Origin of the sequence: Paenibacillus faecalis, from assembly GCF_900289175.1 — a bacterium.
In the GTDB taxonomy this organism is placed as follows: Bacteria; Bacillota; Bacilli; order Paenibacillales; family Paenibacillaceae; genus Paenibacillus_AQ; species Paenibacillus_AQ faecalis.
In genome coordinates this window covers 2,068,089-2,095,040 of the sequence record NZ_LT985747.1, presented here as the reverse complement: position 1 = coordinate 2,095,040, position 26,952 = coordinate 2,068,089, and the positions used below count along the sequence as shown (strand labels likewise).

Below are 26,952 nucleotides of genomic sequence, written 5' to 3'. Positions count from 1 at the left end.
TTTTCAGTCTTATATTCCCAGCTATGGTAACACAAATAGATTGTTATAGGAACTATTCATCATATATTGGGTTCAACTTTCAAACTATATTTAACTTTAAGTTTACAATATCTCGCTGCAAGGTCGTATTTTGTAATGATTTTCATTTCATTTTGCTTGAACCTCCGTCACTGAATACAACCCCTGGAAAAAGGGTACTATATCGTTGATAAGTAGTCCGAAATGATCTAAAGCTAATTGGAGGTATAAGCCATGCATGAATCAGCTCAAACCAAGCCTGCTACTTCTTTTACAAAAAAGGCACATGAAGACGTTTACAACTACCTCGATTTTGATAACAAACAAGATTTTGAAGATGCTCAAAAAGGGTTCATCGCGCCACCAGAAACAAAAATTTACAATGATAAAGGCGGAATCGCTTGGGACATGGAAAAGATTAAATTTCTTGACCAAAATCCAGCACCCGATACCGTGAACCCTAGCTTATGGAGGAATGGACAATTACATGCCATAGCAGGTTTATTCAAGGTTGTAGATGGCGTATACCAGGTTCGAGGACAAGGAATAGCTACCACCGTTTTAATAGAAGGAAAAACAGGCGTCATTGTGTGTGATACCCAATCCTCCATCGAAACTGCAAAAGCGGTTATGGAGCTGTATTATAAACACAGACCGAAAAAGCCGGTCAGTGCAGTAATTATTAGTCAAAGCCATATGGACCATTTTGGCGGAATTCAAGGTGTTTTACAGTATGCAGAAAACCAGGATATCCCAATCATTGCTCCAAAACATTACACAAAAGAAGCAATCAGTGAACAAGTACTGCTAGGTACGATTATGAGCCGCCGCGCAGAGTATCAGTTTGGAGGCATGCTGCCAGTTGATCCGAGCGGACAGGTCAATGTTGGTCTTGGTCATGATTTAGGCAATGGCAGTGTCGGTTTTGTACAGCCGAGTATTGAAATTAATGATGATCACCATACAATGGATATTGATGGTTTAAGCTTTGAATTTTTATTAACCTTAAACACAGAAGCCCCTTCTGAAATGCATTTTTATGTTCGAGACTACAAAGCTGTATATGCTTCAGAAAATGCCAATAAAACGATGCATCAATTATATACGCTGCGCGGGGCGAAAACTCGAGATACCTTAGCCTGGGTGCATGCGCTTGACATCACCATTGACTTATGCCAAAAAGTTGAGGTTGACGCTTTGCTTATGGCTCACGCTTGGCCGGTCATGGGAAAAGAAAAAGCTCTGGAACATTTGAAATTGCAGCGTGATTTATACAAATATATGCATGATCAAACCGTTCGTTTAGCCAATCATGGATATACGATGGATGAAATCGCGGAAACGATCAAGCTTCCTGACGCGCTGGCGAAATACTGGGGAAATCGAGGATATTACGGGTCACTGAAACATAACGTCAAAGCCGTCTATAACTTTTATCTAGGTTACTTTAGCGGCAATCCATCTGATTTAGATCCACTGCCGCAGGTGGAATCAGCACACAAATATGTACAGTATATGGGTGGAGCGTCTAATGTCGTACAACAAGCAAGAGCAGATTATGAGCAAGGGGAATATCGCTGGGTGGCACAAATCTTAAAACATGTCGTCATGTCTGATCCCAATCATGAGGAAGCAAAGCAATTGCTGGCCGATGCTTATGAACAATTAGGATTCCAAGCAGAGTCCGCCATTTGGCGAAACTTCTATCTCGCTGGAGCTTATGAACTACGAAATGGCGTCAGTGAGGAAGTAAAGGTTTCAACCAATATTTCACTCGATACGCCAGTTGATGACTTCTTCACGCTCTTGGCTATAAAATTGAATGGGCCGAAGGCAGAAGGAACCGTAATAACACTCCATGTCACATTATCGGATATCAACCAAAGCTATACCATTCATGTGGAAAATGGTGTGTTAACCTACAAAGCAGCGCTGTTGGATGAGCAACCGGATGCAGCCTTAACGATGGATAAGTTAACCTTCTTTAAAATGGGATTTGGGCAGCTTACACCAGATCAAGCCGCAGCCGAAGATCGATTGACATTATCAGGCGATCCTAACAAACTGAATGAGTTTCTAAGCCTGTTGGATCAATTCAGTACTGCGCCCAATATCGTAACTCCATAAATAGAGAACCCCAACCTTTTAATGAGAAAAGCCTCTCATGACGGATGACTATTTCATCCATTCATGAGAGGCTTATATATTACCGCCCGGACAGTTCAACGACTTTGGTCGCAACATGGTTGACGAATTCACTGTCATGCTCTACAAACAATAGTGTTGGAGCATATTCCAGCAATAGCTCTTCAATCTGCATACGGGAGATGACATCGATAAAATTAAGCGGCTCGTCCCAAATATATAAATGAGCTCTTTCACTAAGGCTCCTGGCGATCAGCACCTTCTTTTTCTGCCCGCCGCTATAGTTGGACATATCCTTTTCAAATTGCAATCTCGAAAAATCAAGCTTACGCAAGATCGACTTAAACAGGCTTTCGTCAATTCCGTGGCTTCTCGCATATTCGGACAAGTCGCCGGAAAGATCAGACGTGTCTTGGGATACATAAGATATTTTTAGCTGAGCGTCCTTATGGAAGCCTCCGCTGTACGAAATATCCTCACCGCAAATCAGTTTCATAATGCTGGACTTGCCTGAGCCGTTAGCACCTGATAATGCGATGCGATCCCCTTGCTTAATCTCAAAGGTGATACCTTCGCATACCGTGTTTTCCCCGTAGGAAATCGATACCTGCTCCAGCTCGGCAAGGAGCTCCTTGTGATAAGGAAGCGGCGAGATTTTAAGGCTCTCCGAGTTCTCGATGTTTCGCAGAAGCTTGCTTTTCTCCTCAATGGCATTCTGCTGCCGCTGCTCGATCGCTTTGGAGCGTTTCATCATTTTGGCAGCCTTATGACCAATGTACCCCTTATCCACTTTGGAGCCAGAATTTCTTGTACCGTTTTTAGTGCTTTCCACCGCATGCGACCAGCCACTGGTTCGCTTGGCGGAATCCGATAAACGCTGAATATCGCGTTTCAGCTTATCATTCTGGGCCAGTTCGAATTCGTCCTGCCGCTGCTTGTTCTCCCACCATGTCGAAAAATTCCCCTTTTGGATTTCGATATTAGTCTTGTTGATCGACAAAATGTGATCGACACAACGATCCAGAAAGGCCCGATCGTGGGAAACCAGAATAAATCCGCTCTTACGATTAAGGTAATCGGCCACCAGCCTTCTCGCATGCAGATCGAGATGATTCGTCGGCTCATCAATCAGCAGGAAACGGTTTTCCTTCAAGAATAAAGCGGCCAGCAGCACCTTGGTCTGCTCCCCGTTAGATAATGTCTCGAACGGACGGTACAGCACATCCTCCGAAATCTGGAGCCAGTTCAGCTCTCGAACCAGCTGCCAATGAAGATAATCCGGATAGACCTCGCCGATGACGTCGATGGTAAGGTATTCCTTATGCTGGACCTCGAACGGAAAATATTCGAATTGAACGCTGGTCGATATCGTCCCGCTATATTCAAGCTGCCCCTGGAGCAGACGGAGGAACGTCGTTTTTCCCCTGCCGTTCCTGCCCGTAAATCCTAACTTCCAATCGGTATCAATCTGAAAATCAACGTTCTCAAAAATGTTATCGTAGCTGCCTTCGTAGGCAAACGTCAGGTTCGAAACATGAATCCGTGACATCTAAATCGCCCTCCTGCTTGGTGTTGGCGGGATGCATGAGTCAGTCAGTCCCGCCCGTTACACGAAAAAGCAACGAAAGACGCCGAGAAACTCCAGTCCAACCGGTGCTTCTCGGCGCTTACGCGTACCCGACCATATAACAAATAAACCAAAGCAACAACGATTTAAAAGTCACTAGGCCTATCTATATATGAAGGGATAAAGTTCCGGTAACAGATTATTTGTAAAGTGAACCATGCCAATACAACGTAAAGATGACAGGTTCACATAAACATCTACAACATCCAATTCCGTCATCGCTTTACCCCTCCCTTCAATTTCTCTATATCATAAACACACCTTAGCATATTCTTTCACCAAAGTGAAGTCAAGGTTCCGATACCAGAAATCAAAGCGAACATGCCCCAATAGCTGTGTATGCATCATAGCCTTCCAGTTGAAGAAGCGTTTCCTTCATCTTTAAGCCGCGCTGTATCCGGTTAAGGTACCATTCTTCCCAATTAGCTCTTTCTTTCGGTAGCGATTACATCTTTCCCTAACACTTCAATTTGCGTTAACGCAGGAAAAGGCGCCTCATCCCCTCGAATTAAGTTTTTGAGCACAAGCCATTCCACCTTGCGGGCAGCGATGTCAAAATATTGGACGCTGCGAATTTTCTCAGGGTGGAAAACCTCCTCGGAGCCGTCGGAAAATTGGACCGTCACTTCTTTCCACCAGCTGTCATGAGGAAAATCGCCTCGTAATACGAGACCCAGCCGATCAATCTCAACCTTTCTGCCAAATTCGAGCGTCAATGCCGCATCGGCTTGCTGGTTAATCCCCCAGGATTGATACGGGTATTCGCCGTGGCCGAAGTTAGCATAGATGCCGTCGATCGCATTGCGAGCAAAGAAGGTTGGATCATTTCTCGTCTCTATATTCGCATGAGCATGCGGAAAGGCGTTCGAATCATGTTTCTGGTCATGCGCATTCAATGCCAGGTTTCGATATTGACCAATTTCGATATCTGTTGCATACCGGGCTGAAACATAATGCTGTCTTCCGGTAAAAGCCTTCTCGGGGTAAGCTTGTTTATACGATAATGGAAGCTCGTACTCCCAAACGGTACCCTTTACGTATATCAGTGATGGATAAAGTGCTTCATCCATTTGAACCACCAAATACTGATTCGGGTGCTCTGTCGTAATTCTATACTTGTCGCCAGCTTCATACTCCAGCTCCTGACAAGCTAGATGGGTGAATCCCTCTTCTTCCAACTCCATTACATGAACTTGAGATTCGCGCGTGTGCTCTATCCTCACTTCATTATTGGCATTCAGCAATTCGATCTTGATTTTTGACATGTCCCTTCTCTCCTTCTACATGATGATACAAAAATGAACTTAAATGGAATTATATAAACGTATAAGAACATTATATACCGAATGAAACAAATGCTAAAGCGTTTTTGTAAAAAAGAAAAAAGAGCCCGGCGCCGTAAGCAGCGACAGACTCTACATTTTCTAGATCAAATATTTATTTTGAAGTGCTATTCTTTCTTCTTCTGTAATGCCCAGCCCCTCGTGAAGATAGCGCTCAAAGGAACCGTAATTCTCATCAATGGCCTCCAGGGCAGCCTGTATAAAGTCCGCTCGCATCATAGCTGGAATTCCTTCTTTCAGTTCTGGCATTTGGTCAATATACTCCTGGCTGTCTGCGATGAAACGCTGCATCAGTCCATCCAGCGCCAGATTCGTCAGTTCGTAATCTTCAATAACTACATCCCGAGGGACGCCGAGGGTGAGCAGTATAAGCGCACAGACCACACCTGTCCGGTCTTTACCGGCAGCACAATGGAACAAAGACGTGTTGACCTCTTCCTTTAACAGCTCATGCAGAATGAACGAACTTTTATCTGTATTCATGATCATGGCCTTGTAGCCTGCGTTCAGGTCCAGCCCGATTTTCTGCATTTCCTCCGGGTCTGCTTCCGCCATAAAAGGAACATTGGTATTGATAGCCGTACCGATAGCAGGGCTCGGGCGTTTGACTACTTCGAAATCGCTGCGCAGATCGCAAATCCAGTCAATGCCTAGCGCATCAACAATTTGCAAATCCTGCTCACTCAATTCATGCAGATCGGCCGAGCGCAGCAGTGCTCCCCAGCGGGTCATTCGTCCATCCTCCGTTACATATCCGCCCATATCGCGGAAATTGATAACACCTTCTGTATGGATCATACGATCATGAATCGTAAATACAGAGCCATCATTAAACTTCACGTGATAATAGCTCCGACCCGGAGACAGTGTTCTTGTAAAAGATGCTCCTGCGCGATCAATAGTAGCTTCAAGCGATGTACTTTTTGTTTCATCAAATTCCGTATGAGTCGAAAAATAAATTCCCTCAACCTTTACATCCTCGGCATCGGCTGGCTTGTTCCAGGTAATCATCATCTGATTGTTACTGCTATATTTTGCTTGAACCCATACGCCTTGCTTAACTACGTTCTTCGGTATCGACGTTGACATGATGAATGCTCCTTCGCTTCTATTTTGGATAACGAATGACTAGTGGCTGCGGACTTTCAGTTTCATTTTATACCGGTTCGCCACAAACTCTACACTAAATACCATTATAAAAATAACAAGGCCAACAAACAACGCACCTGCAAAATTATACGATTTCATCGCATGGGTCAGCTCATATCCGATACCTCCGGCGCCGACTGCGCCCAGAATGGTAGATTCCCCAAGGTCTCCCTCAAACCGCAGCACGCACCAGGCAATAAAAGCTGTTTTTACCGTTGGTAAAATGCCCTGCATGACGATGGCAATCCAGCTCGCCCCGGTAGCCTGCATCGCTTCCAGTACGCCTTTATCAATCTCTTCTAGCGACTGGGCGAACACCTTGATCAGCATGCCTGCCGCAGATACGGTGATGGCGAGTACGCCGGGTAGCGATCCGAGTCCGACGGATACGATAAAAATAAGGGCCCAGACAACCGTTGGGATCGCACGCAGCAAGGATGCTGCACTTTGGATAATCCAAGCGATGAACGGATGAGGCGTCAAATTGCTTGCTGCCAGAAAGGAGAGGAAGAAAGCAATCAGAATACCGAGCACCGTTCCCAGAATAGCGACCTGCAGCGATTCAATGGCAGCTAGAAGAACATGGCGCCATTCTGAGAAGTCAGGCGGAAACATGACCTGTACAATGTCCGCCAGTTTCACGAAGCCTTCGGCGATTCGGGAATAGTCGAATTGAAGCTGATATAGGCTGAATACAAACAACAAACCGACAAGTGGCAGACCTATTACGAATAGCCCGTTTTTCTTTGGTTTTTTGGGCTCCGTATTGGAGGTGAGTACCGTGAAGGATGGCTTCGGGTGATGCATATTCATATGATCCGCTCCCTTACACGATTGGTGATCATTTCAACAACAAGCACGATGACGAGCACAAGCAGCACGGCCATGCTGGCTTTTTGATACTGAAACAATTTCAAATTGGACTGCAAAATAAACCCGATACCGCCCCCTCCAACCATCCCGACAATCGTTGAGGCGCGCACATTGATTTCAAAGTTGTACAGACTCCATCCTATAAACCCAGGCATAAATTGTGGAATAACCGCTTGGGACAATACTTGAAAATAGCCTCCCCCAGCTGCGCGGACCGCTTCCACCTGCCCCATATCAATTTCCTCCAGCACCTCCGCAAAGGAGCGGGTCAGCATTCCGATCGAGATCAAGATGAGCGACATCGTGCCAACGATCGTACCGAGACCGAAGGCGGCAACCAGCAGAATGGTCCAGATAACGACCGGAATGTTTCGGAACAATGAAGTAGCTGCTCGGACAAACACCTGCAAGTAAGGATGCGGACTTGTGGTGGCTGCAGCCAAAAATGACAGAAGCCCAGCTACAATCGACCCGATGACCATTGCCACGATGCTCATATATATAGTCTGCATTGCAGGCTCCAGGAGCATAGGCAATGATGAAAAATCTGGCGGGAGAAAATCAAAAAATATAAAGCGAAGGCTTTCTCCTACCCCTGCAAACAGCGCGGAAAGCGAAAACTCGGTGCCGATCGAAGACCAGATAACCAGAGCCAACAACACGATGAGGAACATGATCGTTTGAGCTCGCTTCATTTTACGGGCAGATTGCATTTGTACCACATTCATGTCAGGCGGTCTCCTTCACTTTAGGCTGAATCTGATTGTAGATGAGACGGATCATATCGTCCGTAAGCTCTTCAGGCGTTCCGTCAAACACTTTGCTACCTTGATGAATGCCGATAATGCGGGTTGCATATTTTTTCGCGATATCGACCTGATGCAGATTGCACAGACAAGCGATCCCTTCCTCTTTGCAGATCGTGTATAAATAATGCATGATCGTCTCGGAGGATGCCGGGTCCAGGCTGGCAATCGGCTCATCGGCTAAGATCAAGTCCGGCTTTTGAGATAAAGCTCGCGCGATGCCTACCCGCTGCTGCTGACCACCGCTCAGCTCATCAGCACGTTTATATATTTGTTCATATAGTCCGACGCGCTGCAGCATGTTTTTGGCAGCTTCGGTATCCGCTTTGGAGAAGAGGCCGAGCGCTCCCTTGAGCGGACTCATATAGCCGAGACGGCCATGAAGCACATTTTTAAGTACAGATACACGGGTGACAAGATTATATCCCTGAAAAATCATGCCCATATGGCGGCGCATTTCGCGCAGCTTTTTCCCCTTGATTCCCATCGTTTCCTTGCCTTTAAAACGTATCTTTCCGTTTGTTGGCTCAATCATTCGGTTCAAGCTGCGCAGCAGGGTGCTCTTGCCAGCACCGCTAGGTCCAATCACGACGACGAACTCTCCCGGATGAATCTCTAAATTCAGATTGTCGAGCGCTTTTGTTCCATCCGGATATATTTTAGACAAGCCTTCCACTTGTAGTAGTGACATCATTAAATCCTCCCTTGCTTATCGTTACTTGCTTAGCAATTCCTCAGGTGACATTTCAAGTGCTTCTGCGACTTTTCGAATCGGATCGAAATCACTGTCGCTGCCTTCTACAAACCGAGAAGCGCCTACACTTTCCATAAACTCCGGATTCTTCGTATGATAATCCAGCATAAGCTCCTGTATTTTGCTTACCAGGTCTTCCGGCAAATCTTCACGATACAGCATAGGAGCACCGCCAACGATTGGCTCAGACTCTGCAATCACGCGGAAATCTTCTTCCTTTATAAGGCCTGACTCAGCCATCATCGGCAGCATCATACTGGATGTACCGATTGCGTCTGCATTGTTATTCGCCAGCGCCAAGAGCGATTTGTCATGTCCGCCGGAGAAGGCGACACTGCCGAAAAAGGACTCCAGCTCATCGTTAGACAAACCGAGCTCATCCATCAGCGTAGCGCGGGGATACAGGTTTCCTGAAGTAGATGCCGGATCGACGAACAGAAAATCTTTTCCTTTCAAGTCTTCTACACTTTGATATGGGGAGTCGTCACGAACGACAATGACTGTGTTAGATGCATTGTCACTTTCAGAACGTACAAGCAACTTAGCGTTAGCGCGCTCCGTAGCGATAATATAGCCAAACGGCCCGATGAGTCCAAGCTCGATTTTGCCTGCACGAAGCGCTTCAATGATCATGTTGTAATCTTCGGCGACAAAAATTTCGGAAGGAATGCCTGTTGCTGCTGTGATGTCTTCCGCCAACTGCTCTTGGGAACGATTCATTTCTCCTTCTTCACTTGGCATCATGCCGACACGGATGACTTCTGGAGTTCCTCCATTCGCGGATTCGGAACTTGCTGCTGCCCCGCAGCCGGAGATAACCAGCATCATGACAAGTATAAGAATCAAGCTGTGGCGACCTTTGTGTTTTTTGTTTTTTAGCATCCTACATCCTCCTGAAATAAAGTTCATATTCTGTGATACATATGTAGGATACAAGTTGAATGTAAAAGGAATATGTCCGCAGATAAACGGGTTTGTTAAATTTCCGGATGGGTTAGTGTATCTTTTTAAAGTCGGTTAACATATCGGAAAAATATTCAAGAAACGTAAAAAAAGGTTGATCAGCCATCATAGCCTTTCAACCTTTTTGTTAGTGATATTCGATTTTACAAGCTTTTATCCACGCCATTCTCGCTGTAGGTAATTGTTGTTTTATTGGCTTGAAGATTTACATCCAAACAGCAGTACTCTTCAGCATGATGCCAAGCAAGAGACAGCAAATGAGGCTCAGGGCAGTCAAAACTGAACTCTCCATTAAACGCATGATGGTTATTACGCAACTGGAATAGTTTTTTCAGACGTTGAACAATTGGAGTTGTCATAGCAGCTTCTATCTCATCTATTTCATAATTATGGCGATTGAGCTCTCGAATGTCTCCGACTTCTGCTTCCCTTTCCATATCATTCACTCCTGCCAGCGCACCAACATAATAGACCTGTGGAATGCCAGGTACAAACAATTGCAGAGCACGGGCAGCGTAGTAAGCATCATCGTCGCAGCCGAGCATCGAATAATATGTACCACAAATTTGGTGCACGTCAAACCCATCAGGGGATTGGTGCGATTTGGATAATACCCTGCTCAATTTGCTGCCGCGCTCTACGCAAACATCAACCACTTTGCGAGCGTCTTTAGAGTCAACTAGTCCGTCCACGTCAGGCTTAACCGGAACACCGTCGTGGCAATCAAGCATGGTAAACAGCTTATGAGAACGATCCGTCAAATACTCGGCAAGTTTGTCGGCTGAACGGCTGAACAGCGTTTCCAGAATCAGGTACGGCAAAACAAAATCATATGTCCAAAAGCCTTTGTCAGTCAGCTTCTTCTGTATTTCCAGCGGGGCGTGTACCTCCGGCAGCAGTGCGATATTGTACCGATCGGCAAGTTTGGTGATCCACTCTAAAAATTGATCGATTTCAGGCTCTACAAAAAAACAGCTTGTTCCCATTCTTTTGGTGACAAAAGCTACTGCATCAAGGCGAATCATTTGGATTTTGTATTTACTAAACGTAGCGAAAATCTGTTCAAATATTTTGTGAACCTGAGGACTATTCACATCAAGGTCTATTTGCTCTGACGGGTCCGTATTGCCGAAAGTTGTCCAAACTTCCGTATCCTGCCCAGCGACCTTGTACGTTGAATAAGGTTTAGGGCGACGCAAAAACACTTGGTCCACATCGTTTTGGTTCAGCTTACCATCAGGCCAAAATTTATCAAAAGTGTAGAAACAATCTGCATAAATCGATTCTTTCCCTTTTTCCATAAAATCTTTGAAGTAATCCGACTGGCTCGATACATGGTTGACCATGACATCAAGACAAACGCAAAACCGCTCCGCAATGTCTTCAATATCCATCCATGTTCCAAACTCAGGTTCTATCTTTAAATAAGTAGTCGGTGCAAAACCTCTGTCCCCTGTCGAAGGAAATGGAGGCAAAATATGTACACCGCCAAAGCAGTCCTTAAAATGTTTATCTAGTGTTTCATTTAATTGCTGAAGATTACCTCCTAATGAATCGGGATAAGTAATCAATTGAATTTTATTCGGTAATTGCATCGTCAACACGCTCCATTGAAGTATGTGAAAATAAAGTAATTTTCATTGTAAAATGAATAAGCCCAGTAGTCTCGCCAAATTTATGCAACCTATGGACGAAAATTGTGTTCATGAACGAGATTTCAGCCTTAAAAATCAAACACCCCTTCATTTGCTGAAGAGGTGTGAATTCAAATATTCATCCTTTAAAAGTCCGTAATAAACGAGGTCTTCATATTTATCCCATTTCTTAACATGCTGTCTTAATGTTCCTTCATATGTCATCCCTAATTTTTGCATTACTTTTCCCGATGCAGGATTATTTCCTAAATAGCGGGCATATATACGGTTTAAATGCATTTCTTCGAATGCATATTTAACGATTCCTTTTGCTGCTTCAGTACAATACCCATGATTGCTATACTTTTTCCCGACCCAATAAGCGAGTTCCCCATGGTTAAACTTCGTATGAAAAGCAATACTGATCGAACCGATGACATACTTTTGTTCTTTATGTGCAATAGCTAGTGTAAGTGATCGATTTTCATTAAAATGGTCAGCATGTGTTTTTATCCACTCTTCTGCTATTCCATCTTCATAGGGGTGTGGAATGTATAATGTCGTCTCAGCAATATATTTATCCCCTGCTAACTCTTGTACTACTTTTGCATCCTCTAAACTAAAAGGGCGCAATATGAGTCTATCTAAAGGAATCGTCGGCAACATTTTCATAGAAACTCCCCCAATTTATGAGCATTATCTTATTAAAAAAAACAAATTGTAGACTTGAATAGTCAGATTAGTGAAAGATCGGCACACGATTCCTCTGATCTTGGTAAAATCTACATTTCATCTTCAATTTTCGGTATGAATGGGGAAAGAAAAGGATCATTGTGCTCTATTATTTTTCCTCGTATCAAGGCATATACTTTAAATTCATTAAAGTTCTTCGGATCTTAATCTATTAAACATTGCTCTGCTCATGCTTCTAATCCTATAAATCTCCACAACAAGGAGTCGTTTCCGTAAATCACTCCTTGTCTTGAATTCATGTTACTTCTTAATCTGCTACAAAAATTGAAACATTACTGATTCGAAGTAACCTTTAACTCTCTTCGGTGGTAGACTTGCCAGTCAGACTACAAAAATTACATGGTGAGGAATTACAGCCCATTTTGCACATTTTTTTTAATATCCGTTTTATCTAGTACTTTATCAATTCCTAATATTAGATAGCCTAATATGATAAAAAAGGCTGTAAGACCTAAAGTATACTTAATTACGCCTGCTGATCCAACTTTCTCTATATCTAAAAAGAAATAAGGATATTTACTTCCGCCAGGTGTAATTGAACCACCAAAATAACCACGTACTAATGCAAATATAAGATAAACATAGGGTAACCCAATCCATAACAACGGTTCAGTTATTCTATATAGACCTTTCTTATCCAAAAGAATCCAATCAAAAATCATCATAAAGGGAACAACATAATGAACAATAATATCACGCATACTGTATAAAGAATAATCAGGGCTCATAATGAATGCTGTGGGAGCAAGTATAAAATGGTAAATAATAAAAGTAACTGTAATGCACATTGTAATGGAACCTTTTACTCTGGGTAAAATCGTATGGATACCCATTGGACTCCATGTATGAAATTCTCTTAAATTCTTAACTAAACAGCCTCCTATAAAAATAAAACAGACTAGATTACTTAATATAGTGTAATACAAAAACATCTGTGGTTGAAACACCCCATCTGACAAACCTGAATTAAGATATAAACCATAACCGCATATCATCAAAAAAAATATACGATAAATAATTATGAAATACTTGTTTAATATTCTCAACCTAACTCCTCTTTCCAATAGTTTTTGCTTCCTACACTTGTAGTCTTCGATTTTATTCAAACTCAAATTATAATCTTATCGAAAATCTACAATTGTTTTCTTAAGAAGCAAGGTGTTATGCTTGTAACATCGTCAGTGTAACATCTTGCTTTTATACATGCAATATGGCAGTAATCGGATGTTACAAAAAAGGAGAATGTGTTATGGCTTCAAATGAGGAACTTAAGCAGATTACAAAAGAATGTATAATAATGGCTCTTGTTACCCTTATGGAAAAGAAATCTTTTAATACAATCACAATTGGCGATATTGTAAAAAAGGCTGGGGTATCTCGTATGGCTTATTACAGAAATTTTTCTTCAAAGGATGATATTCTTGATAGTTTGTTTCATAAAATCAGCAGTGAACTTGTTACTTGTCTCGCTCCAAAGGTACTAATTCAAGATTGGAAAGGCTATTGGCAGTCACTTTTTGAACAAATTAGAGAACATGCACAGGCATACCGGATATTGATAGAAGCGCACCATGGAGAAAAAATTCTCAATTATTTAGATGATTTCATACATGACACACAATGTTGTGAAACAATGTTGGCATCTGACCACTATAGAATGGTTTTGCTAGCAGGTGCTACATATCATGTATTGACTAAATGGATTCTTGACGGTATGCAGGAGTCACCAGCCAATATGGCTGAAGTATGCTGTAGTATAATACAACTTCACGGATAATAATTATTCTAATATAGAAGCTGTAACTAAAAGAAAGGTTTCACCGATTATTACTTAGATAATCATCTAATCGGCAATCGGATCAAGTTCTTGTCCTTAGCTTGGGACAAGAATTTGTACCGATAAAATAAAAAAGCCGCTAAAATAGCGACTTTCAATGGGCATATGTTCTTGTCCCCCGACATCTCAATCTAAAATCACGATCATCATCAGCTGCCTAACACTTTATTTTCTTCTACTCCTACAACATCAATAGCTACCTCATTTATCACCGAATAGTCAATTTTTGAAATTTCGAGCAAATAGGCTTTGTTTAACCTTGGATTGTAGATACCTAATTTCTTTACATCACGAAACTCCCTATGAATTGAACGAATACCTAAAATGTAGTACATCAATAATTGCAAAGTGTGTCTACTGTTTATCTCATTCTTAGATACCTTGAAATCCCATAGGGTATCTTCGGTGAGATAGTCTCCATCGCCTGATGTAACCGTTGGTGCTATATCCATTTTCAAAAGTGAAGCCTTCTTTGATAATTGGTCCAAATTGTTCAAAAAAAGCAAGACTACGGTTTACCATTGTACGGATATTGAAGACAGTTTTATCGTCTGCATTAATATCATCCACATCCTTATATCTAATAATCCCCACTCTAGTGCATACATCATACCCCACAAGTTTACATGCAAATCTTATAGATAGATCATCTAACCCTCGCACTCTAGATAGGAAAAAATCGGCGTCTTCTCTTTCGCCAATAATTGATGCACCAAGCAATGAGATATTAAATGCTTTTTCCGCAGAGGTCCCCATTGTATAACGGGTCATGTAATCAATCACTGACCCAACTAAACCTGCATGGATGTTCTCTTCTGGATATAGTTCAACCTCATCATCCAATAATATTTCTACAAAATGTTTTGGTTTCAGATATCCTCCACGAGGCTGCTTAATTTGTTCGATTCTTCCTGTAACCGATGCCATGAGACTCACTCCTTAGTCCATTTTCCCTATTTCTCCCTCAAAACAAGTTTACGCAGTGGGCTAAACTCAGAACTTTCAAATTATAAAGTCCTCCACAAGAGAATCAGTCTACAATTCAATCCTGGTATAAAAAAGCAATCGGATTTTGAAATTCTAAAGTGTACGCATCCTTTTGAATATTGCAACTTCTCAAATGATTCTTTACTATAGCTGTCAAAATTAAGGACTTTCCAGTTGTCTCAATTACACCGTAATCCTACCACGTAACAACATCACCGCTTTACCTGTAAACTTTTCGCTGAAACTCGTCTCATATCCTTCTATCTACAAGCTCAGGTTTTTTATAGTTCTAGTCCGATAAGATCACGTATCGCTCCTTGAAGCTCGCTCATTAAGAAATGATGCAACTACTATGTATTGATTTCAAATGGATCGGTTTTTAATAACAGTTCAAACTCTTGCCGAGAAGCACCAAGAGCTTCATTCAACCAAAGGATCTTTCTAGACCCCTCTTTTAGCTCGACATCGAAGCCGAACTTCCGGTAGAAGTGAGCTGTCCGATCAATGTGACCCCAGTCGACACCGGAAATCCGACCGTCTATGAACTTGATTTTCAACTGGTGAGCAAATCCAAGTTAGTACTTGAATAGTCTCTTAATAATTGAAGAATATCTTTCTTAACTGCTTTAATATGATTAACAAATAAATGTTTCTCTAAAAGTCTAATTATCCCATCAAAACATGGTAAATTATACCCATAATATGGATCATTCAAATATCTGTCTAAACAAAATAATAAACTTCTCTTTTCAGAATCATCGTTACTATTCAAGACTTACTAATAGCAATAACTCCGGCTAAAACTATTTTATTGTGATTTTGTGTATATGATACAAAGCTATCCTCTTGCTCGTTCATAAAGCACACCTTCTTTCTTTAATGCATTACTTATGATTTCGTCTTCGATTTACTTTCATTAATATTGCCCTAATTTCTTATAACGTCTTATCTGCGAACTTCGTAATATAGGTAGAGTATTCGCGAAAATAATGAACTATCCTGCCTGTTAGCTGAAATTAGATCAATAAATATTGTTTAATGCTTATCTTATCGGTAATCGGACTAGGTTCTTGTCCTTTTCGGCAATCGGTACAAGTTCTTGTCTTTGGCTCGGGACAAGAACTTGTACCGATAACATAAAAAGCCGCTAAATAGCGACTTTCAACGGGACCATGTTCTTGTCCCCCGACAGGATCATCACTATCTCTTACATACAATACTCCATAAGATCCTGGAGCTAGTTCTCCTACATTTTTTAATACCTCAATTGGATTATGTTCTGGCACTGGTTTATGATTATCGAGTCCTGCTATCCAAACATGAAAATCACCATTTACTGCTCTGATATCTAAAACACCAGAAGACCAATTTAGCTCATTAAAGTATTTTTGAATTTCATTAACAGCCAATAAGTATTTGTCCTCATCTTCTTCATAAGAGGAGCTTTCTCTAATGGTTGCCCATCCATGATACTCATACATTCTTTTATTCATCCTCTCTTGATTTAAAAGGCTTGGTGTCAATTATTATTTCCACTTGATATCTTTCAGCATATTCATTAAGTTGTCGAAGTACTCTATCATTAGGCTTTGAGGAGGAATAAGGATTTTTGACATAGATCGACCTCTCCATTACTTTGCTAAATAATTACTATACTGCATTTGAAAATAATGGAAAAGAATCCAAAGTCCTAATTATGTAAACTTTTTTTCTATAATAGTAAACTCCATCTGTATGAAAGTAATAGAGTGATTTCTACCAATGACAAAAACAATCCGCTGAGGCAGCCAAAGTTCTACATTATGGTTTGACTCATGATTTGATTTTATTTTCAAACATCCGTGCTTGAAATTTCCGAGAATGGATTTGGAAATAACACTTCGGAAGGTTGATTGCCGCTACCAAAAACATCAAAAGCAAACCAAGTAAGACTGGAAGCTTCATGTTGAATACAGGTTAGTATTTTAACTAGCTGTTCTCCTAAACAACTTAACTCATTTTGGAAGTGCTCTCCACTTAATCTAAGAATAGATGAAAGCCACCGACTTAGCCGGTGGCCATGACTTACTTGTTATCTTTGGCGTAAAGCGTCTCTTCAGCAACCTGTGCTAATTCCTCAGCTTTAGCACTTATTTCCTGGATTGTTGCAGAGAATTCCTGAATCGATCCGGACTGTGTATCGGTGAGCGTATGGATTTCCGAAAAAGCATCATTCAACCGCAGCAAAAGCTCCTGAATATTATTTGTGATGCCGTTAATCTGGTCTACATTTTCTTTGGACCTTGTTGCCAATTTCCGAATCTCATCGGCGACGACAGAGAAGCCTTTTCCAAATTCCCCTGCTCTTGCCGCTTCAATCGAAGCATTCAGCCCTAACATGTTACTCTGATCCGAGATCTCTTTAACAACCGTAGATATTTTACCAATCTGCTGTGCACTGGAGCTAACGTCTTTCATTTGGATGGTGACGTTGGTTACGCGGTCGGCAAGATGAGTAACAGACTGGCTGATATCTTCAATGGACGCCGTTGTTTCTTCAACAATAGCGGAGAAGCTTTCGGCCATCTCAAATAGCTTGTTCGCTTTCTCAAGGCTAGTGCCCATACCTATTCCGCCAATAACCTTGCCCTGCTCGTCATGCAGCGGAATCGCACGTGCAACGAGCGGAAAACCAAACAACTCTTTTGGAACAATATCCGTTAAAACGGTATTAGTCCGAATTGCATTTGTCACAATGTCCCCCTCGACAAGCGGATCTCCCGGGCTGACATTAAGCGAGAAGGTTTTGCCTGGAATGTTGATGATCAGCTTTTCCGTGTCATAAATACCAACTGTGATATCATCATGCGTAAGATTATTCAGCAGAGGAGCCACCTTTACAAAGGCTCTGATCAGCTCATGCTGTGCTGGCTCTTCAGTCATATGATTCATGCTTTCTTCCTCCATCCCTTAGTACGGAAATTTCCTTTGTCCGTAGTTAACCGAAATCCACTTCATCGTGGTGAATTCATCCAGGCTCCAGCCCCCATTCAGGCGACCCAAACCGGACTGCTTCTCTCCCCCAAACGCTACAATCGGTTCATCGTTAATCGTGATGTCGTTTACATGGATCATGCCTGTGTGAACCTTCTTTGCCATTTCAACTCCCCGCTCAAGATTGGAGGTATGAATGGCCCCGCTAAGTCCAAAACGTGTATCATTAGCTATTTCAATGGCTTCCTCTTCGGTTTCAAATGGAATAACACACACAACCGGACCGAACAACTCCTCCTGAGCTACAACCATATCCGGTGTAACGTTCACAAGGATTGTAGGCTCTACCATTCTGCCGTTAATCTTGCCTTGCACAAGAGGAACAGCGCCCTGCTCAATGCCCTTCTCTATGAGCTTGTGCAGTGTTTCTGCCTGGCGGTCGTTGATCACAGGACCGATAATGGTCTCTGGATCACTCGGATCACCGGTTGTAAGCGAAGACACCTTTTTACTGAATTTATCTATAAAATCCTGATAGATCGTCTTTTGTACCAAAATTCGGTTAGCCGACATACAGATCTGACCTTGATGCGTGAATCTGCTGAAGGTCGCAGCTTGTACAGCATAGTCGATGTCGGCATCCTCCAGAATAATGAACGCACTGTTTCCGCCGAGCTCCAGGAGCGGCTTTTTAAAATTCTTTACGGCGAGCTGGCCGATATAGCTTCCGACTTTGGTTGAACCCGTGAAGGAAATGATCCTCGGTATCGGATGTTCGACGAACGCATCACCAATCTCTTTAATATCTGTGACGACTACATTCAATAACCCCTTCGGTAAACCCGCTTCTTCAAAAATTTTGCCAATCAGAGTCCCGCCTGTAATCGGTGAATCTTCATGCGGTTTTAGAACCACGCCATTGCCGGCACCAAGTGCTGGAGCAACGGACTTCATAGACAGGAAGAAAGGAAAGTTAAACGGACTGATCACCCCAACCACACCAGCAGGCATCCGGTATAACCGATTTTCCTTGCCATCTTCTGTAGAAGGTAAAATCTTGCCTTCCATTCGAAGCGGGAATGTAGCTGCTTCCTTCATTATATTTTTCACAAGTCCGATCTCAAAAGCTGCCTTCAGCCGTGTTCCACCCAGTTCCTGAACAATAATGGATGTGATCTCTTCCTCGTTTGCATCAATATATTTAACAGCATTTTCAAGAATATCTCGTTTGTGGTAAGGATTAATCTTGTCCCACTCCAGCTGAGCTTTATATGCAGCCTGATAAGCATCATCGATATCAGCTACACTGGCTATTTGAAAAGTGGTGATTACTTCATCATTATATGGATTGATGTTAGGCAGCTTCTTATCACTTTTGCCCTCTCTCCATTCCCCGCCTATAAATTGTTTTCCTAACTTTGTATAATCCATATTCACCCTCCTATGTTGATTAATTCCTGATTGCATATATTATTTATCGACCGATTACCGGTAATTGTTAAGTCAGATTTTTCAAGTAGTACGTGATCTCTTAGCAAAAAAACCTCCTGCCGTGGCCTTAAGGGCGCTAGCAGGAGGTAAATCAAATGATTGAGTTTCGTGTTTAATTATTGAATCTGCAACGTGTAGTGAACATCTTTATTGCCATAGTTATAGACATAAACATAATATCGTCCTGAAGCCGCTTCATAATCCGAGCTCAGACGATTGTCTTCGAATGTGTTCGGATATGAAACTGGATTCTTCATATCACCTTCTCGAAACAGCATCCAGTTCGCACTATCGCCAACTTGCTGCTCCAACTCAATGTGAAGCTCAGATGGATGACTTACATCAATCGCAAAAATATCATGATAGTCCTCTCCTGTAAGTGCTCCGGTGATCGTCCGGCCCAAAGCTACGGGTCCATTAGCTGTTTCAGCTTTATCATTCGGTTCCGATTCCTCGAACGGAGGATTTACCGGTTCTGCTTCCGGCTGCGTCTCAGACTCGGTCAATGTTCCCGGTTGCACGAGCACACGGTAAGGCTGCTCTCCTGGTGCAATCGTATATACAAATAAGTAATAAGTACCCGGCATGGCCTTCACAGAACCTGCTGCGCTAGTTCCTTCCATATGGGTAGGATAAGCTGCATAGTTGTTCATATCCGACTCATGGTAAAGCAGCCAAGCGACACTTCGCTTCTGTTCCGTTTGCAAATCAACCATCCAGTCGCCGGCCTGCTTGACATCAAAGCGATACACATCCATGCGATCCGTATCGTTCATTGTGCCTGATACGACTGTTCCTTTTGCATCCAAATAAACCGCTTGTTCCCATGAATCGTTCGGTTCCTGGTCTGTATTGGACTGCTTGCTGCCGTCATCGCCTTTATTGCCGTCACTGCCTTCATTTCCTTCATTCCCGCGATCCTCACTCACCGGCAATTTACCATGGAATACAAGATCGTAAACAAAACGCCCATTCCCATCCACACGGTAATTTGTGAAATAGGCGGTTACGGTTTTGTACCCGTCCCACGGATGATCCGTCAGCTTGAGCAACAAGTCGTCAGTCAGACGATTCATCGTCTGCCAATCCTGCATTTCTCCTTTGGAAGCGGCGCCGGTATACGTACCGCGAAGCTCAAACGTGCGGAAGAAATCAGAATTTCGCTCCTGCGTGCTTACATTACTCAATCGTGCTGCAGATGTAATTTCTTTATAGATTTCCGCTACTTGCTTTGGCTCCGGCATACGCAAATAGTCGTCCGCCACAAGTGGCACCGTCAAATTGTCATAGCTGGCGACCTGCTCATCAATGTCGCGCTGAAACCACTCATTCAAGCTTGCATCGCTGCTCATGGCTGTAAGAACATCTTCATAAGCTCTAGCATCGTTGAGCCTGATAGCATCATGAATCCGGTCAAGTGTCGTAAAGTCGTTCTGGTACAGATAGTCGTACAAGGCAAACGCATAATTGTAAAAATTCCACGATCCGTACTGCGCATTAACTGTATCCGATACGGACATACGCCGCTCCGGACTGTCGTATCTTAAGTTGCCCACAACGGACTTACGTGGCTGAATCCCTTCTGTCCGCGTTGCACCAGCGAAAAACTCGGCACCGCCTTCGTCAAACCACTGCATGCGACCTCCGCTATAAAGTGGTCCCCGGCCCCACATCCCCGGCACCTCGTACCGACCTTGCAAGTAGTGGGTGAATTCGTGACGGAACAATTCTTCCAGGCTATAAATGCTCTGCTCGATCGTTCGATCATACGTGAAAAACGTTCCGTCGCCCTCGATGTAAATTCCGCCATTTTCCGTTTCATATCCGTATAAATGTCGGTTCATTCGGTATTCATCCGGATTGTTATAAATAACAACCGTCAATACATCATCCGTATTTCCTTGTTCCAGCGCTTGATCGTTGCCGATCACGCGGTAGAATTGGGCTTGAACTTCTTTAGCCGCCCAGTACAAACGTTCAATTTGCTCCTTGCTCAGCTTGTCCCCTGTCTGGAATACAAATTGACCGTCATCAAACTCGAATCGCTGCGGCAGATAATACTCCTTACCTTGCTGCTTCAGTACAGCCATGTCAATCCGTCTGTTATCCGCATCGGTTCCTGAGAAATGCTGCTCAATTTGCTCGGCAGCGACGAAATATAACTCGCTTAACTTAGGCACCGTCTGCATAACATCCGTCAGCACACGATTCACTTGCCGCGGATCACTGTAGTACTGCGCAAGCGAGCCCGAATAATAAATCGCGTTGCTCGTCAGCCATAGCTTTTCCGGTGATTTCGGTCCATTTTTGGCCATGCGGAACAACTGTTCCAAATATGGATCGATCGCTCCCTTGAAAGCCACTTCTTGCGCTGGCTCCGTACGCCACATCAGCACATAACCGATCCCTTGCAAGAGACTATAATATGCCTCGCTTGCCGCCCGATCACCACCATACTCGTCTGCATAGTCGGTAAACCGCTCGATTACACCTGTCAAATTATTAATAATTTCTGGGGTTACCGTAGAATTCGATATCATTTTCCCTGCTGAGTTAATGACCTGGCTCTGCACAGGTGTTCCCCAATTAAAATTCGGGTTTTCCGTAATGGCCTTCAATGCTGGCAGCACTTTCTCCTGACTCTGATCAAGATAATTCAATTCTTGGTTGTAGTATCCCAAATAATAACCGGAACGAAGTACCTCTACCAAAGTCGGAATACCTTGGTGGTTTTCTGCTGTAAAGCGCCTGCCGCTCTCCTCCAAGCCGTCTACAATGGCTTGAAAACGTGCTTCGTCTGCATAAAATCGACGAGTATCTTCGTTATATTTAAATAATTCAGGAATTTGATGCCATTCAATGCTTGCCAACACGTTCACAAGCTCCTCGTACGGCAGCGAGTTCAAATAAGCCATGCTGTATGTAGAGCGGGTACCTTGTTGCGGTGTACTCTGCTGCGTTTCTACCTGCTGCGGTTCCGCAATGCCCGCTTCCACGGCACCTGCAACCGGCAGCTCCGCTCCTAATGGTGCACCTGGCCTCATGTCTTCTGTTTGGGTCCATCCACCGCTTGGATGCAACTGCGTATATGCTAGCTTTTCTTCCGTGGAAGTAGCATGCACAGCAGCCGATTGGCCTAGTGGACTGACGATGACGGTTACAGCCACCAAGGCAGATGCGATTCCTTTCCATACGTTTTGTCTCATGTTTGTAATAGCCTCCTTATGCTTGTTCGTGCAGATCAACGTTCTCTATTAATGAACGTCAAAAAGTAATATCGGCAATATGGGGTTATACGAACATGAGCAATAAAAACTAATTTTCACAAACATATAAGACTTAAGTCTCTGCATAAATCGGAAAAAACCTGACACTTCATCGTCGGTTCAACAGAACAACAATATACCTAAAGATAATTCTACCTCCCTCCCCTTTGGTGAATATTTAATAGAAAAAACATCGATAGCGAACAAATATAAACATAAAAAAACCAAATATTTATATTGACAGTCCAATCACCCTTATATATAAATCTAGGGCGGTTAAACATATTTTCAACTCTCATCAAATCGGTGAATAGCAGATTTTTCATCCCCCATATAAGGGACAGCTCTGAAAAATTGTGTATCAGGAAAGGGATGACAAATACGATTCCGCTTATAAAAAACACGACTAAAATCGATTTATTTCTAACCGAAAGAAATAAAGTAAACAGGCTTAAAACGATACAGCCTAGCAGATTCGTTAATATTTGAATGAGGCAGTATTGCCAAACGCTCATTGAATAAGGTGATTGAACATACCTTTCAAGTTCATATAAAGGCAAGGACATTCCGGCTATCCCGCCAGCCATCCAGATGTTAACACCGATATTCATGAACCAAAATCCAAGAACTACTATCGTAATGAAAAATAGCGCTGCTATGATTTTCGCTGTGACAGCTTGTGTTCTCCCATATTTTGTACTTCGGATGATCGAGTCCATTTGGAATGCATATTCTTGTGTGAAAGAACTGGATAAGGCAAGGATTATGATGATTCCCTCAAACATAGAGCCTATGCTGTACGGGAAGTCGACAATTCGCTCCCAGGCAATTGCTTGTGGATTCCAGGTATAGTGTAAATATGTAAAATAAATATAGATAGGAACAAACAGAAAAGTTATAGATAGTGCTATTTTGTTAGAACCGATTTTATATAGCTCATGTTTAACAAGACTGCCCATTTAAATCACCTGTCGCTTTCTGACCTTGTAATCGATACACAAGCAAGAAACGGTGAATAAGACGATCATCAGAATAAGCACATATAATTCAAAGCTCATCGGTATCCCAAAAATATCGTAGGTTACAAAATCAGGACCTCCCAACCTCTCCATTCTGACAAGTTCGTTATATTTAAATGTTATAGCAACGAAATCTGTAAAATATGGAATGTTGATGGCCGTCTTACTTAACACATCAGGAAGCAAAAATATGAAACCAGCGATAAATGCCGGAATGAGCGGAAACTTGGTAAATGATGATAGAAAGGTGACCAGTAAGCCGAGCATTATGCTGCCTGCGATCACATAGAGTTGTTGCATCCCGTAAAAGAGCCATATTGGTCCTTCAAAAGATGTATGCATATAGAAAGATACCATGGTCTCTAACGGTGTGTTCCAACCATCTAAACCTAAAAAGGAGCCATTCAGAACAAACACCAGGCAAGAAAAAAACAAACAAACAGCTGAACAATAAACGGCAACTGCAGCGACTTTCGCCAGCGTGATTCTCCGGCGGCCATGCTTGCTGCTGAATATTAAACTATCCATTCGGGTGTTGTATTCATAGCTGAATATATTAGATAATCCTAAAATGACTAGCCCGCCTATAAAATAAAAACCAACATGATCAGTGAATCTGATTATATTCTTCCAGCTTTGAAGATCGTAAAGCTCTTCATTTCCGGGGTTATCCGAATTCAGAATATTAATTGCAACCTTCGTTCTTGCAGTCGTTTCATCATCCTGCTCTCCGTTCGGGCGTTTTTTTATTTCTTCGTATTCCCTTTTGGCCCAGGCAATTCTCTCTTCCGTTGTCTTTCCTTCCAGCGACTTGTAAACTTCCCTTGTTTTTTGATGCAGCGATATATCGTTGCTCGAATAAAAATCAAAGAGACATAAAGCTGAAAAAACGGCTAAAGCAACATAGATCACTTTTTGGCTAAAAACTTTATAAACCTCATGCTTGATCAGATTCATTTGAAAGCCTCCATTTCTTCGTCATATTCATCGAGGCTTTCTCCAAAATAATATAAATAAATATCTTCCAGTCTTGGCGTCTGTACAACAGCGGTAGGTAATGGTTTGGTTTCGGATATGATTCTTGCTTCGACTTCCTTTCCTTTTCGCATCAAGTTTCCTACCGTAAATCTTTGCTCAAGTAGATTTATTTCATGAGCAGGCACCGTAACATGCCATACCTTATCGTTCAACTCATGAAGTATCTTTTCCGGTGTCTCCTGAATGATCAACTTCCCCTCTTTTAACACCAGAACTTCCTTAGCGATATATTCAATATCAGAAATGATATGAGTCGATAAAATAACGATCCGATCCTCTGAAATATCTGATAGAAGATTTCGGAATCGAACCCTTTCCTTTGGATCAAGTCCAGAGGTAGGCTCATCCAAGATCAGAACTTTCGGGTCATTTAAAAGGGCCTGAGCAATGCCTAACCTGCGTTTCATTCCACCGGAAAAGCTGCCGATTTTTTTATGCTTCTCCTTGCTCAGATTAACGAGACGCAATAAATCATCGATCTTCCCTTTTGCGTGCTTTTCATTCAGTCCCTTAAGTGCAGAAACATATTTCAGAAAGCGGTTGGCCGTAAAATAACTGTAAAATTCGCAATCCTGTGGCAAATAGCCGATCAGCTCTCTGTATCTGTAATCCATAAACCGTATATCTTCATCATCGAGTTGAATCGTACCCTGGGATGGTTTAAGAACATCAGCCAGCATACGCATCAACGTTGTTTTTCCGGCACCGTTTGGTCCAACCAGTCCATATACGCCAGCTGTAAGTTCAGCGGATACATCATCGATTGCTGCTTTATCCTTATATGTTCTGGAGAGGCCACTAATAGTTAGTTTCAAGGCGAACATTCCTTTCAAAATAAGATGTTGTCTTTGAAAACAAAAGTTTGATTTGGATGATGAATAGCACAGTTCCAAGTACAATGAGCAAGGCATAAGCAGCTTTGTTCATCGTCGTTAACTTGTCTTCCAAAGCTGGGATTTTTAATAAAGATAGACACAGAATGATCCAGATTGATATCAAACATGCGACCGAATAATTTCTTCTAACCCGCGTTGCAATCATTAGTGAAAGACCGCAAACCATTGTGAATGGAGTTAGCCAATACATGGTCATATGGAGCAGATTAAGATTTTCTTGAACGACGGCAAAGTAAACGGAAAGGAGGCTATTCAACAAAATATTAAATACGGCTATGATAAAAAGCTTGCTAAGCATCATACTGGCTGCGTTAAACTTAAAGGACATTTCAAGTTCCAGCATACCTTCATCCCTGCCTCTGAATATTTCAAAAATGCCCAGAATAAACGGTAACGGAGAAAGGGTAAGAACAATGAAATACGGATTTTGTCCTGTCCAGTAAAATAGAATCCCGGCTGTATACAGCAAAATGCTAACTATCCAGTACAGTGGTTTTATATAGGTGATGTCCATTAAGGCTACACGAATGATATTGAAAACATGGTCTTTTATAAGAGAGCGACGATTAGTGTTTTCTGTCATGTACATTTTTACAGCTTCAACAGTACGGTTCATTTCTGCTTCATCCGGAAAGTCCACTTCATATTGGTGTAAACGATTTATGACTTCCTCATGATCACTAGAAAACGGCTCCTCAGGGAGATCCCATTCTTGTTCTCTCTTTTTCATGTTTCATGTCTCCTTTCCAATATCGTTTTCACCTTGGATAAGCCCTGTTTAATTCGAGATTTCACGGTAGATTCACCAGCAGACGTGATTTCAGCGATCTTTTGGATCTTTAAATCATGATAGTAACGCAGGATGATCGCCTCACGCTGGTAAGATGGAAGCTCCATGATGGCACTTCTGATCAGATTGCTTTCCAGCTTCTGCTCAATTGCATCATGCCCCTCCAGTTTGTTTTCGAGAACTGATTCATCGATAGGACTGGATGTGCTTGCAGTTTGATAAGCGCGACTCCTAAAGTAATCTCTGCAAGTATTCAAGGATATTTTCAAGAGCCAATATTGAAAGCTTCCTTTATTCGAATAGGAATGAATATTCCTTACCATTTTCATAAATGTTTCTTGCGTCAAGTCATATGCCATATGATAATCGCCCAAGTTTCTGTAAATATAAGCAAAAACCACTTTGTAGTGACGTTGAATCAGGATCTCGATAGCGCTTTGGTTTCCTTTCCGGATTTTCTTTATCAGTTCATCATCAGTCTGCATTGATTACACCTCATTATGAATGACGAGTATTCATGGATAAAAAGATTTAAAGTTTATAAAAATAAATATTTAAAATTCATGCGAAGCTTTGAAAAACTACTGATT

Annotated in this window: 23 protein-coding genes and 1 pseudogene; 2 read left to right on the top strand and 22 right to left on the bottom strand. The window is 42.3% G+C overall.

The features are described 5' to 3' along the window. Nucleotides 1–252 precede the first annotated feature (252 nt). Nucleotides 253–2,145, top strand: a complete 1,893-nt coding sequence (locus C8268_RS09955) for an alkyl/aryl-sulfatase (protein ID WP_106767520.1) — start codon at nucleotides 253–255, stop codon at nucleotides 2,143–2,145. A gap of 79 nt (nucleotides 2,146–2,224) precedes the next feature. Here the strand turns inward: C8268_RS09955 and C8268_RS09950 are convergent, their stop codons facing one another. The 11 genes and pseudogenes from C8268_RS09950 to C8268_RS09900 form a co-directional block, all read right to left on the bottom strand. Beyond that, the gene (locus C8268_RS09950; RefSeq protein WP_106767519.1) at nucleotides 2,225–3,712 is read right to left on the bottom strand and encodes an Lsa family ABC-F type ribosomal protection protein; all 1,488 of its coding nucleotides are present in this window, start codon (nucleotides 3,710–3,712) and stop codon (nucleotides 2,225–2,227) included. 500 nt (nucleotides 3,713–4,212) lie between these two features. After that, a complete protein-coding gene (locus tag C8268_RS09945) occupies nucleotides 4,213–5,055 on the bottom strand; it encodes a hypothetical protein (protein WP_106767518.1) in 843 nt (280 codons plus the stop codon). A gap of 159 nt (nucleotides 5,056–5,214) precedes the next feature. Continuing rightward, nucleotides 5,215–6,222: a tyrosine-protein phosphatase gene (locus C8268_RS09940; protein ID WP_106767517.1), complete on the bottom strand. Its 1,008-nt coding sequence runs from the start codon at nucleotides 6,220–6,222 to the stop codon at nucleotides 5,215–5,217. Between the two features lie 39 nt (nucleotides 6,223–6,261). Next, nucleotides 6,262–7,095: a phosphonate ABC transporter, permease protein PhnE gene (phnE, locus tag C8268_RS09935; RefSeq protein ID WP_106767516.1), complete on the bottom strand. Its 834-nt coding sequence runs from the start codon at nucleotides 7,093–7,095 to the stop codon at nucleotides 6,262–6,264. Further along, entirely contained in the window at nucleotides 7,092–7,883 is a 792-nt protein-coding gene (gene phnE / locus C8268_RS09930) for a phosphonate ABC transporter, permease protein PhnE (protein ID WP_106767515.1), read from the bottom strand. The genes phnE (C8268_RS09935) and phnE (C8268_RS09930) overlap by 4 nt, the downstream gene beginning before the upstream one ends. Nucleotide 7,884: 1 nt before the next feature. Beyond that, nucleotides 7,885–8,655 (bottom strand): phosphonate ABC transporter ATP-binding protein, encoded by a 771-nt coding sequence (gene phnC, locus C8268_RS09925; RefSeq protein WP_199794834.1) that lies wholly within the window; start codon nucleotides 8,653–8,655, stop codon nucleotides 7,885–7,887. A gap of 21 nt (nucleotides 8,656–8,676) precedes the next feature. Then, nucleotides 8,677–9,597, bottom strand: coding sequence for a phosphate/phosphite/phosphonate ABC transporter substrate-binding protein (locus C8268_RS09920; RefSeq protein ID WP_106767513.1), 921 nt, complete (start codon nucleotides 9,595–9,597; stop codon nucleotides 8,677–8,679). Nucleotides 9,598–9,821: 224 nt separating this feature from the next. After that, nucleotides 9,822–11,273: a sucrose phosphorylase gene (gtfA, locus tag C8268_RS09915; RefSeq protein WP_106767512.1), complete on the bottom strand. Its 1,452-nt coding sequence runs from the start codon at nucleotides 11,271–11,273 to the stop codon at nucleotides 9,822–9,824. 147 nt (nucleotides 11,274–11,420) lie between these two features. Beyond that, nucleotides 11,421–11,984, bottom strand: a complete 564-nt coding sequence (locus C8268_RS09910) for a GNAT family N-acetyltransferase (RefSeq protein ID WP_106767511.1) — start codon at nucleotides 11,982–11,984, stop codon at nucleotides 11,421–11,423. Between the two features lie 110 nt (nucleotides 11,985–12,094). After that, nucleotides 12,095–12,196: pseudogene (locus tag C8268_RS09905) on the bottom strand (Imm7 family immunity protein); the annotation flags it as partial. A gap of 219 nt (nucleotides 12,197–12,415) precedes the next feature. Beyond that, complete coding sequence (locus C8268_RS09900) at nucleotides 12,416–13,129, bottom strand: Pr6Pr family membrane protein (RefSeq protein ID WP_234032740.1); 714 nt, start codon at nucleotides 13,127–13,129, stop codon at nucleotides 12,416–12,418. A gap of 185 nt (nucleotides 13,130–13,314) precedes the next feature. Between C8268_RS09900 and C8268_RS09895 the strand changes: the two genes are divergently transcribed. Next, nucleotides 13,315–13,842 (top strand): TetR/AcrR family transcriptional regulator, encoded by a 528-nt coding sequence (locus C8268_RS09895; protein ID WP_158702713.1) that lies wholly within the window; start codon nucleotides 13,315–13,317, stop codon nucleotides 13,840–13,842. Between the two features lie 432 nt (nucleotides 13,843–14,274). Here C8268_RS09895 and C8268_RS09890 read toward each other — a convergent pair whose 3' ends face one another. From C8268_RS09890 to C8268_RS09840, 11 genes are all read right to left on the bottom strand, one after another. Beyond that, nucleotides 14,275–14,829: a hypothetical protein gene (locus C8268_RS09890; RefSeq protein ID WP_234032738.1), complete on the bottom strand. Its 555-nt coding sequence runs from the start codon at nucleotides 14,827–14,829 to the stop codon at nucleotides 14,275–14,277. A 410-nt stretch (nucleotides 14,830–15,239) separates the two neighbouring features. Continuing rightward, entirely contained in the window at nucleotides 15,240–15,446 is a 207-nt protein-coding gene (locus C8268_RS09885) for a hypothetical protein (protein WP_106767508.1), read from the bottom strand. Between the two features lie 459 nt (nucleotides 15,447–15,905). Next, the gene (locus tag C8268_RS09880; protein ID WP_106767507.1) at nucleotides 15,906–16,370 is read right to left on the bottom strand and encodes an Imm7 family immunity protein; all 465 of its coding nucleotides are present in this window, start codon (nucleotides 16,368–16,370) and stop codon (nucleotides 15,906–15,908) included. A gap of 213 nt (nucleotides 16,371–16,583) precedes the next feature. After that, nucleotides 16,584–16,724, bottom strand: coding sequence for a DUF6710 family protein (locus C8268_RS23525; protein WP_420094240.1), 141 nt, complete (start codon nucleotides 16,722–16,724; stop codon nucleotides 16,584–16,586). A gap of 229 nt (nucleotides 16,725–16,953) precedes the next feature. Beyond that, nucleotides 16,954–17,820, bottom strand: a complete 867-nt coding sequence (locus C8268_RS09875; protein WP_106767506.1) for a methyl-accepting chemotaxis protein — start codon at nucleotides 17,818–17,820, stop codon at nucleotides 16,954–16,956. Nucleotides 17,821–17,838: 18 nt separating this feature from the next. Continuing rightward, entirely contained in the window at nucleotides 17,839–19,293 is a 1,455-nt protein-coding gene (gene yfmT / locus C8268_RS09870) for a benzaldehyde dehydrogenase (protein ID WP_106767505.1), read from the bottom strand. Between the two features lie 176 nt (nucleotides 19,294–19,469). After that, nucleotides 19,470–22,559, bottom strand: a complete 3,090-nt coding sequence (locus C8268_RS09865; protein WP_106767504.1) for a collagenase — start codon at nucleotides 22,557–22,559, stop codon at nucleotides 19,470–19,472. Nucleotides 22,560–23,578: 1,019 nt separating this feature from the next. Continuing rightward, complete coding sequence (locus C8268_RS09855) at nucleotides 23,579–24,595, bottom strand: hypothetical protein (protein WP_106767502.1); 1,017 nt, start codon at nucleotides 24,593–24,595, stop codon at nucleotides 23,579–23,581. Beyond that, nucleotides 24,592–25,491 (bottom strand): ABC transporter ATP-binding protein, encoded by a 900-nt coding sequence (locus C8268_RS09850; protein ID WP_106767501.1) that lies wholly within the window; start codon nucleotides 25,489–25,491, stop codon nucleotides 24,592–24,594. Before C8268_RS09850 ends, C8268_RS09855 begins: the two co-directional genes overlap by 4 nt. Next, nucleotides 25,475–26,302: a hypothetical protein gene (locus C8268_RS09845; RefSeq protein ID WP_106767500.1), complete on the bottom strand. Its 828-nt coding sequence runs from the start codon at nucleotides 26,300–26,302 to the stop codon at nucleotides 25,475–25,477. Before C8268_RS09845 ends, C8268_RS09850 begins: the two co-directional genes overlap by 17 nt. Then, nucleotides 26,299–26,847, bottom strand: a complete 549-nt coding sequence (locus C8268_RS09840; protein WP_106767499.1) for an RNA polymerase sigma factor — start codon at nucleotides 26,845–26,847, stop codon at nucleotides 26,299–26,301. Before C8268_RS09840 ends, C8268_RS09845 begins: the two co-directional genes overlap by 4 nt. Nucleotides 26,848–26,952: the final 105 nt, after the last annotated feature.

Bases quoted from the DNA above. Each gene is read 5' to 3' on its own strand.
- C8268_RS09840 (WP_106767499.1), bottom strand. From the start codon at position 26,847: ATGCAGACTGATGATGAACTGATAAAGAAAATCCGGAAAGGAAACCAA.
- phnE (WP_106767515.1), bottom strand. From the start codon at position 7,883: ATGAATGTGGTACAAATGCAATCTGCCCGTAAAATGAAGCGAGCTCAA.
- phnC (WP_199794834.1), bottom strand. From the start codon at position 8,655: ATGATGTCACTACTACAAGTGGAAGGCTTGTCTAAAATATATCCGGAT.
- yfmT (WP_106767505.1), bottom strand. From the start codon at position 19,293: ATGGATTATACAAAGTTAGGAAAACAATTTATAGGCGGGGAATGGAGA.
- C8268_RS09880 (WP_106767507.1), bottom strand. From the start codon at position 16,370: ATGTATGAGTATCATGGATGGGCAACCATTAGAGAAAGCTCCTCTTAT.
- C8268_RS09945 (WP_106767518.1), bottom strand. From the start codon at position 5,055: ATGTCAAAAATCAAGATCGAATTGCTGAATGCCAATAATGAAGTGAGG.
- C8268_RS09950 (WP_106767519.1), bottom strand. From the start codon at position 3,712: ATGTCACGGATTCATGTTTCGAACCTGACGTTTGCCTACGAAGGCAGC.
- C8268_RS09875 (WP_106767506.1), bottom strand. From the start codon at position 17,820: ATGAATCATATGACTGAAGAGCCAGCACAGCATGAGCTGATCAGAGCC.
- C8268_RS09940 (WP_106767517.1), bottom strand. From the start codon at position 6,222: ATGTCAACGTCGATACCGAAGAACGTAGTTAAGCAAGGCGTATGGGTT.
- phnE (WP_106767516.1), bottom strand. From the start codon at position 7,095: ATGAATATGCATCACCCGAAGCCATCCTTCACGGTACTCACCTCCAAT.
- C8268_RS09920 (WP_106767513.1), bottom strand. From the start codon at position 9,597: ATGCTAAAAAACAAAAAACACAAAGGTCGCCACAGCTTGATTCTTATA.
- C8268_RS09910 (WP_106767511.1), bottom strand. From the start codon at position 11,984: ATGAAAATGTTGCCGACGATTCCTTTAGATAGACTCATATTGCGCCCT.
- C8268_RS09865 (WP_106767504.1), bottom strand. From the start codon at position 22,559: ATGAGACAAAACGTATGGAAAGGAATCGCATCTGCCTTGGTGGCTGTA.
- C8268_RS09845 (WP_106767500.1), bottom strand. From the start codon at position 26,302: ATGAAAAAGAGAGAACAAGAATGGGATCTCCCTGAGGAGCCGTTTTCT.
- C8268_RS09955 (WP_106767520.1), top strand. From the start codon at position 253: ATGCATGAATCAGCTCAAACCAAGCCTGCTACTTCTTTTACAAAAAAG.
- C8268_RS09855 (WP_106767502.1), bottom strand. From the start codon at position 24,595: ATGAATCTGATCAAGCATGAGGTTTATAAAGTTTTTAGCCAAAAAGTG.
- C8268_RS09895 (WP_158702713.1), top strand. From the start codon at position 13,315: ATGGCTTCAAATGAGGAACTTAAGCAGATTACAAAAGAATGTATAATA.
- gtfA (WP_106767512.1), bottom strand. From the start codon at position 11,273: ATGCAATTACCGAATAAAATTCAATTGATTACTTATCCCGATTCATTA.
- C8268_RS09890 (WP_234032738.1), bottom strand. From the start codon at position 14,829: ATGGCATCGGTTACAGGAAGAATCGAACAAATTAAGCAGCCTCGTGGA.